Source organism: Marinitoga hydrogenitolerans DSM 16785 (assembly GCF_900129175.1).
GTDB classification, from domain to species: domain Bacteria; phylum Thermotogota; class Thermotogae; order Petrotogales; family Petrotogaceae; genus Marinitoga; species Marinitoga hydrogenitolerans.
In genome coordinates this window covers 1-8,683 of record NZ_FQUI01000058.1, presented here as the reverse complement: position 1 = coordinate 8,683, position 8,683 = coordinate 1, and the positions used below count along the sequence as shown (strand labels likewise).

The window sequence follows — 8,683 nt, the reverse complement described above, 5'->3', positions numbered from 1 at the left end:
AAGGAGCTTCTTTTATTCCTATCAAGTTTAAAAATTCCGGATGTTCATCAAATAATTTTTGAACTTTTCTATATGATTTTTTAGCCATTTTTAACAACATTAGAATTTTAAGAATAGCTTTATCTGAAAATTCTTTTTTTCTACCAAATGAGTATTTCGGTTCGTTAAAAAATATATCTATAATATTGAAAATAAATAAAATTTCTTTTTTTACAAAAGATGTATTGATTTCTATTCTTTTTTGTGCTAACATTGAATTGGGCACTCCTTTCTTTTGTTTTTTGGCTCAATTCAATGTTTCTACATTGAATCAAGGAGTGCCTTTTTTGCTTCTTACTAATTGGACGTCCTAACCTAATATTATTATAACATAATATTTATCTTTTTTTATATTAGTCTTTAAAATAAATACCCCCGAGAGATTCTCGGGGGTATCTGGTTATCTAAAACTTAAATCTTTTGGAAAAATCAATCATTTCGTTAGTCATTTTCTCTAATCCTTCTATTAAATTATCAAAATCCTTTAATTTGGTTTTTTGTTTAGACATCATTATTGAAACATTTTCAACTTTTTCTGTAATATTTTGAATAGATACGGAAATAGACTCAATTGCATTTGTTATTTCAGCAGTTGAAATTTTTTGTTGGTTAGAAATATTGGAAGTATTTTCAACCATTTCAGAAATTATGTCAATTTCTGAAAGAATGTTTTCCATTTGATTTCCAATTTCTTTAATAGATTCAACCATTTGATTTACATTTTTTGTTATGCTTGAACTTTCATTTAAAGCTTCACTTGCATCATTAACAAGAGAATTTAAGTTTTCTGTAATATCTGTAGCAGATTTGCTGGATTCATCAGCAAGTTTTCTAATTTCATCAGCAACAACAGCGAATCCTTTACCAGCCTCTCCAGCTCTTGCTGCCTCTATTGCAGCATTTAATGCTAATAAATTAGTTTGCTTTGAAATATCGGTTATTTTTTCGACAATTTCTTCTATGGTTTTAGTTTTTTCAAATAGTTTTGAAATCATAGAATTGCTTTTTTCTACTAACTTTTCTATATTGGTAATATCATTTATCATATTTTGAATATTAGTTTTGCCAGCAGAGGCGCTAAAAGAGATTTCTTTCGTTTTCTGGTTTAAATCATTTGATGATTTGGATAACATATCAGCTCCAGAAGTTATTTCTTGGATATTAGCCGTTGTTTCTTCAGCGGATGATGCGACTACTTCTAGGTTTTCTTTAATTTTTTCAAAAGAATTAAATGTTTCATTAGTAATATTTATTAATTCATCAGAGGTAGAGTCAAGGTTCTCTTCAGCATTTTTTAATATATTTGAATATTTATTGAAAGAAATAGCTATATTTTTAATTGTATCTTTTAATTTGTTGAAAATATTAGCTATTAATCCTATCTCATCTTTTCTATTAATAGCAATCTTTTGTGTTAAGTCTCCTTCTGAAATTAAAAGTGCATTTTTTTCTATTATTTTAATAGGGGTTGTTAAATTGTTTGAGAAAACAATAGTTATAATAATAGCGAATATTAAAGTAATTCCAATTACAGTTATTAAAGTATTTTTTAATTTGTTTATAGGCATGTAAGCTAAGTTCTTATCTTTTTCTAATATGATCTTTAATTTTTCGTTATTCAAAATTATTTCTGAAGCAATTCCTAAAACTTCTTTATTTTTGAAGTTAATGTATTCAGTTATAGTATTTAAAGTTTTCGGAATTTGCGTAATTTTTTTGCCAGGATTTATTTCTTTTAATTTTGTTATTAAAACATTATTTGAGTTTAGAACATAAATATTTGTAGAGGAGTCTTTATTTATTTTTTCAAATATAGTAGTTCCTATTTCTTGAAAATTTATAGAAATTATTATATAACCATATCTAGCATATCTATAAACAAAAGGAGTTCCTATAAATAAAATTGGTTTATTATTATATAACTCAATTTTTGAAAATTCAATTGTAATATTATCATCGGTTTGTTCTTTTAATTTATTAAATAATGTACCTAATGCAGTATTTTTTAGTTTATCATTTTCAATATTTTCTGTAAATTCATCACCTTTTTTTAAAGTGTAGATAATGTCCCCATCTTTATTTAGTAAATAAATATCCTCTAATTTTTGTGATAAAGCATAATTTACAAGATTTGGATGATATTTTCTGTGTAGTAAGTCATAATCAGCTATGGAAAATTCATCATCACCATATTTTTCTAAATTATCTTCATTTACGTTATATAATTTATATCTTTCTTCAGGAGGATTAGGATTCTGATATACATAAACATCTTTTAAATTTTTTATATCTTGAAAATCCTTAAAGTATGAGTTCATAGATTTAAGCATTATTGGTAAATATTGCAAATGTGTAATGTTTTCTAAAGATCCTTTGCAATTATCTAATATCATAGATAACTCAAAAGTTTTAGAGTCCATAATATTAGAAAAGTTTGATCCAATTTCAAATTCTAATGCGTTTTTTGAATTATTTAATGCAAAATATCCTAAAATGATGAAGGGAATAGATAATGAAAGAATAAAAATAAGCAATAATTTAACTTTTAATTTCATAGAATCACTCCTTTTTTATGTTTCAGAAAATTATATCATATAATTACTCCTTTTTCAATTGTTATAAATAAAAAAGTAAAATATTTTTTGAGTACTGAGTCTATAAAATTTTAAACATAGAATGCATTTTTATTAAATTTCAAATGTTCAAAAATATAATGATTTATGTTATAATATAAATAAAAGCATAAGGAGGGGAAAGTATGGCTATTGAATTAAAAGCTGTGAGTTTTAGAATTGAGGATGAGAAATTTGCAATTGACATTAATCATGTTGATACTGTTATAGAATATCAGAAAACAACGAAAGTTCCGGAATCGCTAGATTTTATTGAAGGTATTGTTAATTTTAGAAATGGAGTTCTCCCAGTTGTAAATTTAAGAATAAAATTTAATTATCCCCAATTTGAAGATAAAAATAAAGCAAAAGTATTAGTAGTGAAAATAGAAGATAAAAAATTTGGTTTAATGGTAGATGAAGTTAAAGAGGTTATAAATATAAAGCAAGAACAAGTTGAAGAGCCACCAACTGTTGGGGGAGCAAAGGCTGACTATATCAGTGGAATTATAAAAACAGATGATAGCATGATATTTTTAATAGATGTGGAAAAAATATTATCGAAAGAAGAAAAAATTGAATTAGAAAAAGTAATAAAATGAAACCTCAGGGGAGTCGGATAGCGAAGATATCTGGCTCCCCGTTTTTATAATAAAGTGAGAATAAAATAAAATTGTTATATGCGAAAGGATAAAAGGCATCATCGTATATAGTTGTTGTCAAAGGTATTTCTTCTTTGGTTTCTGTATTATACATCGTAATTCTGTAATATCCATCTTTTAATTTAGAATATAAAATATAATTCTTAAAACTGATAGGATCAACTTCATTAAATTCAGAGGATATGAAAGGTTTGATTTTATTATCTTTAAAAATATAGATACCATTTTGCCCATTTTTGGGATTTATCATTTGAAACAATACGGCATTTTTAAAAATAGTAGGTCTAAATTTAAAAGTGCTTTTTAAAGATGTAATCTTCTCTATTCTATCTTCTTTAATAACATATTTATATATTTCTGTCCAGCTTTCTCCGTTTCTTTCTTCGGCAGAAAAATAAATATTCCCATTATAATAATAAGGTGTATATGCATTATAGGAATCATCCGAAATTCTTTTTATTTCATTTGTTTCCGGATTATACATTAAGACATCCCATTTTCCATATAATGAACTTTGAAAAATATATGTTCCGTCTTCAGTAATGTTTGGGAAATATTCTGAGGAAAAATTAAGGGAAATGTTTATATATTTATTTGATTTGAAATCATAGCCCCAAATATTTCTATTACCAATATATCTATCTGAAATAAATAATATTTTATTTCCATCTGGAGATATTATCGGATATTCATCCACACCATCCCAGTAAGTTACTTGAAGGAAATTCCAGTTATTGCTGTGCATAAGTCTTTTAAAAGAAATTTTTTCAAGAGTTTTTATAGTAAAACTTTTTATCCACTTATCATTATCCTTAATTTTTTCAGATAGATCTAACATTGTCCCGTCAAAAGTGGCTAAAATACGAATACTATTTTTAGAAGCATCTTCGGAAAACTCTAACAATATATCATAATTTAAATTATTATTTTCATCTTCATTATTATATTTGTAAACATTGTAAGAATAAAACAACTTATTCTCAAATTCATTGATAATTTGTGTCATTATCCATGAATTTGAGTTTTGTTTTAGCATCACAGTTTCTTTATTTATTTTAATTTGGGAAAAAACAAAAATTATAATAACTATGAAAAATGAAAACAATAATTTTTTTTTCATCTTTTAACCTAATACTTTTTTTACAATAGATTTTACTTTATTTCCATCGGCTTTTCCTTTTAATTCTTTCATAACTTTACCCATAACTTGCCCAAATTTAGCATTTTCACCCAATTCCGAGATAACCTTTTTTATTAAACTTTCAATTTCTTCGTCGCTTAATTCTGGTGGGAGATATTGTTGTAAAATCTCTAATTCGTATTTCTCTTCTTCAACTAAATCAATTCTTCCGGCATTACTATATTGTTCAATAGAGTCTCTTCTCATTTTTATTTGTTTTCTTATTATAGTTAAAATTTCTTCGTCGTTTAATTCTTTTTGTTTTTCCACTTCAACTTTTTTTATTTCTGTTTTAAGTATTTTTATAGCGTTTAAAGCTTTTGAGTTTTTTTCTTTCATGAATTTTTTCATATCATCATTTAATTTAGATTTTAAATCCATAATCTCACTCCCCGTGTATAATGTTTATAAAAATATAATAAAATAGATAAATTATTTTAAAAAAACGATTCTAACTCTAAGTTATTATATAACTATAGTAATTCTATCACTCCTCACACTTTAGTGCCTAACAAAGTTTGATTAACTTTGGTATATGAGATGAATTTCTATCCGGTGAATAAGCTTAATCTCTTATATAGAACGAGAGTCATGTGTCCAGAGTTAGAATCTTTCTTTTTTATTTGTTGTTTGACTTGATTTTAATTTTTTTTATTATACCATATGAACATTAAGGTTTGAAGAAAAAATAATACAATTTTTATAATATGTTTTTTACGGTACACCTTTCAATAATTTCTGTTGGTAATAAAATTTTTCTTTTCACTTTACTTCCTTTTCCTGTTATTCTTTCAATTATAAGTTGTGCTGCAATTTTCCCCATTTCATTTCTAGGTTGTTTTATTGTAGTTAATGGTGGAAATAAATATTTTGAGTAAGAATCATCATCAAATCCTAATATAGAAATATCCTCGGGAATAGAATATCCTAACTCATAAATAGCTTTCATACCTCCTAAAGCCATTTGGTCATTTGAGAAAAAAATCGCAGTAAAATCTTTATCATTATTTTCAAGATATTTTTTTACCGGAAAATATCCACCTTCAAATTCAAAATTTCCCTTTAATATAGTAACTTTTATTTTAAATTTTTTAGAAAAATCTAAAACTGCTTTTTTTCTGAGTTTAGATGAATAAACATCTTTATTTCCTTGGATAAATAATATATTTCTATGACCTTTATTATATAAATATTTAACTCCCATATAAGCAGATTGATAGTTATCTATACCAATAGTATCTACTTTAATACTGCTATCCATTCTATCAACTGCTACAACAGGAATAGCGGATCTGATAAGTCTTTCTATATGTTCATCATCATTTCGTGTAGTACATATTATAATCCCGTCAACTCTTCTTGAAAAAAATTGTTCCAAAATTTCAATTTCTTTATTTAATAACTGATAAGTAGAAGTTACAAAACTATCATATCCATGTTTTGTCAATTCTTCTTCTATTCCTTCAGATATTATATTATAATGATTTCCTCTTAAATCAGGAACTAATATTCCAACCAAATAATGTAATCTTTTTTTTGCAACTTGAGGTAGTTGATAATGGAATTCTTTCAAAGCTTTTAAAACTTTTTTTCTCGTCTCATCTGATACATTATCATAACCATTAATAACTCGTGAAATTGTAGCAATTGATATTCCTATTTTTTTTGATATTTCTCTTAAAGTTGCCATATCAACTACCTCCTTGATTTTTTTGATTAAAACTATTTAATATAAGTTAAATGGATAATAGATATAATTTTCTAAGTAATCAGGTATTCCTTTGTTTTTTATAATATCTGCATATACAAAGAATGCTGGTTTAAATGTTCTTTTTTTATTTTTATAATCTACATGAATTAGACCAAATCTTTTAGAAAACCCTTGAGACCATTCATAATTATCAATTATTGACCAATACATGTATCCATTTACGTTTGCACCTAATTTTATGGATTCATTTATTTTTGTTAAATGTGATACTATAAAATATGGTTGAAGTTCCCCATTGCTTGCGATACCATTTTCAGTTATAAACATTTTAGGATTATTATATCTTTCCTTAATTTCTAAAATGACTTTTTTAATTCCTTCAGGATAAATTTCCCACCCCATATCAGTAACTGGTTTTTTTGCTTTTGAAATTTTATTATTGCAAGAATATCCATATCCTTCAACTACCTTCCATGAATTATTGAACTTCTTTACGACGGTTCTAGTGTAATAATTAATTCCTAAAAAGTCTGTTTTCCCTTTCATATCATTTCTATAAATAATATTATTGTCTAAATTAAAGTCCATTTCTCCTTTTAATATCATATCAGTAAAATGGTAATTATTAAAATATTTAGCTTTTTCAACAATTTCTATATCATCTTGAGTTTCTGGATCTATCCATGTAAAAGAATATATAAAACCAATAGGCTTATTTGTAAATTTTTTCATAACATCATAAACTCTACAATGAGCTTCAGCTTGATGTTTTTGAGCTAATTTATAGTATTTCTCGTTAATTAGAGATGGAGGAAATCCTGATTTTGGTTGTAAATAGCCCAATGATGCAACTATTTGAGGTTCGTTTATTGTAGACCAATAATCCACAAATTCATCAAGTTGATATGCTAAAAAAGCACCGTATTTAGAAAATTCAAGGATGATCTCTTTATCAACCCATCCGAAAGGTCCATTTTGATTTAAATTTACATTTATTGGATCATGTAACCATAAAGGTAAAGAAAAATGATTCAGATCTACTATGACTTTTATATTTGCGTTTTTTAAACTTTTTATAATATTTTTATAACGGACTAAACTATTCAAATCAGCTCTAGATTTTAATTTTTCCAAATCCTTTTCAGTAATTTCAACATATATAATATCTTCGTTTTTTTGTGTGTATTTTATTTTTATATCTTTTGTGGACTCTGGAAATATTCTTGACCATTCAATACCTATTCTTACAATATTTAATCCTAAACGTTTCATATATTCTATATCTTCAAAATATTTCTCCCAAAAATTTGCACCATTTTCAGGGTAATCTCCACTAACTAATCCACTATTTATTATCCTTTTATCATGAACCCATTTAAACCAATCGGTTTTGCTGTCAATATTTTCTCCGCCCATTTCAAATTGAAATCCGGACATTGAAATGCCAAATAAAAATTCTGTATTAAATTTAATCATATTATTTCCCTTCTTTCAAAAAAAGTTTATACCATTCAGCACTATCTTTTAGATATCTCTTTTGATTATCATAATTAACATATACAATTCCAAATCTTTTCGAATATCCAAGTGCCCATTCGAAATTGTCCATAAAACTCCAGATAAAATATCCTCTTAAATCGACTCCGTATTTAATTGCATCTAAAGATTTTTCAAAATGTTCTTTTAAATATTTTATTCTATATTCATCATGAACTTTTCCATTTTCCAATTTGTCTGGACCAGCCATTCCGTTTTCAGTTATGTACAAAGGTATATTATATTTTTTATTTAATTTTATTAACATATCATATAATCCTTTTGGATAAATTTCCCAACCCATTTCTGTTTTCTTTAAAGTTCCTTCAATATGTTTAAATCTCATTGGATTTTTTTCATCATATGCAATTAATTGCCTGGTATAATAATTTACGCCAAAGAAATCTATTTTTTGAGATATTAAGTCTAAATCTGTAATTGGTATGTTAATATTTATATTTTCTAAAATTTCAAATAGTTCTTCTGGATATTTTCCAAATATTATTGGATCATGATACCATCCGTTTATAAATTGATCTGCTATTTTAGCTGCAAAAATATCTTTTTCTTTGTTTGAAATAGGTTCGATTTTAGAAACAACATTTGTAATTCCTATTTTTCCATCTTTTACCAAATCTCCTAACTTTGACAGCAATCTGGGAAATTTAAGGAAAATAGAACGGTAGAATGCGGGTTTGAGACGATAAAAGTATGGAAAAATAGGATTAAAAAAAATCGTGTGGTGACACAAAATATTTTAACAATAGTGTAATTTTCTTGATTTCATAGTGTTTTTGTGGTATAATATACAGTGACATTATGAAATCAAGAGGTGATTTTTATGTTTTTAAGAATTGTTAAAAATAATAAAGGAACAGAATATTTGAGAATTGTTGAAAATTATAGAGAGAACGGTAAAAACAAACAAAGGGTAATAGCAAAT

At 25.6% G+C, this 8,683-nt stretch carries 8 protein-coding genes; 1 reads left to right on the top strand and 7 read right to left on the bottom strand.

The window, feature by feature from the left end:
* The coding region (locus BUA62_RS10700; protein ID WP_143148378.1) for a hypothetical protein at positions 1–253 on the bottom strand (253 nt) is incomplete at its 3' end.
* A 190-nt stretch (positions 254–443) separates the two neighbouring features.
* Positions 444–2,594: a methyl-accepting chemotaxis protein gene (locus BUA62_RS10695; RefSeq protein WP_072866038.1), complete on the bottom strand. Its 2,151-nt coding sequence runs from the start codon at positions 2,592–2,594 to the stop codon at positions 444–446.
* 203 nt (positions 2,595–2,797) lie between these two features.
* On the opposite strand from BUA62_RS10695, the gene BUA62_RS10690 reads away from it, so the two are divergent.
* Entirely contained in the window at positions 2,798–3,253 is a 456-nt protein-coding gene (locus BUA62_RS10690; RefSeq protein WP_084670800.1) for a chemotaxis protein CheW, read from the top strand.
* Positions 3,254–3,257: 4 nt separating this feature from the next.
* Here the strand turns inward: BUA62_RS10690 and BUA62_RS10685 are convergent, their stop codons facing one another.
* From BUA62_RS10685 to BUA62_RS10665, 5 genes are all read right to left on the bottom strand, one after another.
* Positions 3,258–4,433 carry a TolB family protein gene (locus BUA62_RS10685; protein WP_072866037.1) on the bottom strand — a complete coding sequence of 392 codons (1,176 nt, stop codon included), beginning with the start codon at positions 4,431–4,433 and terminating at the stop codon, positions 3,258–3,260.
* Between the two features lie 3 nt (positions 4,434–4,436).
* Positions 4,437–4,874: a GatB/YqeY domain-containing protein gene (locus BUA62_RS10680; RefSeq protein WP_072866036.1), complete on the bottom strand. Its 438-nt coding sequence runs from the start codon at positions 4,872–4,874 to the stop codon at positions 4,437–4,439.
* A 319-nt stretch (positions 4,875–5,193) separates the two neighbouring features.
* Positions 5,194–6,183: a LacI family DNA-binding transcriptional regulator gene (locus tag BUA62_RS10675; RefSeq protein ID WP_072866035.1), complete on the bottom strand. Its 990-nt coding sequence runs from the start codon at positions 6,181–6,183 to the stop codon at positions 5,194–5,196.
* Between the two features lie 36 nt (positions 6,184–6,219).
* Positions 6,220–7,680: a beta-galactosidase BgaS gene (gene bgaS / locus BUA62_RS10670; protein WP_072866034.1), complete on the bottom strand. Its 1,461-nt coding sequence runs from the start codon at positions 7,678–7,680 to the stop codon at positions 6,220–6,222.
* A 1-nt stretch (position 7,681) separates the two neighbouring features.
* The gene (locus BUA62_RS10665; RefSeq protein WP_072866033.1) at positions 7,682–8,374 is read right to left on the bottom strand and encodes a glycoside hydrolase family 1 protein; all 693 of its coding nucleotides are present in this window, start codon (positions 8,372–8,374) and stop codon (positions 7,682–7,684) included.
* Between the last annotated feature and the right edge of the window lie 309 nt (positions 8,375–8,683).

Bases quoted from the DNA above. Each gene is read 5' to 3' on its own strand.
- BUA62_RS10685 (WP_072866037.1), bottom strand. From the start codon at position 4,433: ATGAAAAAAAAATTATTGTTTTCATTTTTCATAGTTATTATAATTTTT.
- BUA62_RS10690 (WP_084670800.1), top strand. From the start codon at position 2,798: ATGGCTATTGAATTAAAAGCTGTGAGTTTTAGAATTGAGGATGAGAAA.
- BUA62_RS10695 (WP_072866038.1), bottom strand. From the start codon at position 2,594: ATGAAATTAAAAGTTAAATTATTGCTTATTTTTATTCTTTCATTATCT.
- BUA62_RS10675 (WP_072866035.1), bottom strand. From the start codon at position 6,183: ATGGCAACTTTAAGAGAAATATCAAAAAAAATAGGAATATCAATTGCT.
- bgaS (WP_072866034.1), bottom strand. From the start codon at position 7,680: ATGATTAAATTTAATACAGAATTTTTATTTGGCATTTCAATGTCCGGA.
- BUA62_RS10680 (WP_072866036.1), bottom strand. From the start codon at position 4,874: ATGGATTTAAAATCTAAATTAAATGATGATATGAAAAAATTCATGAAA.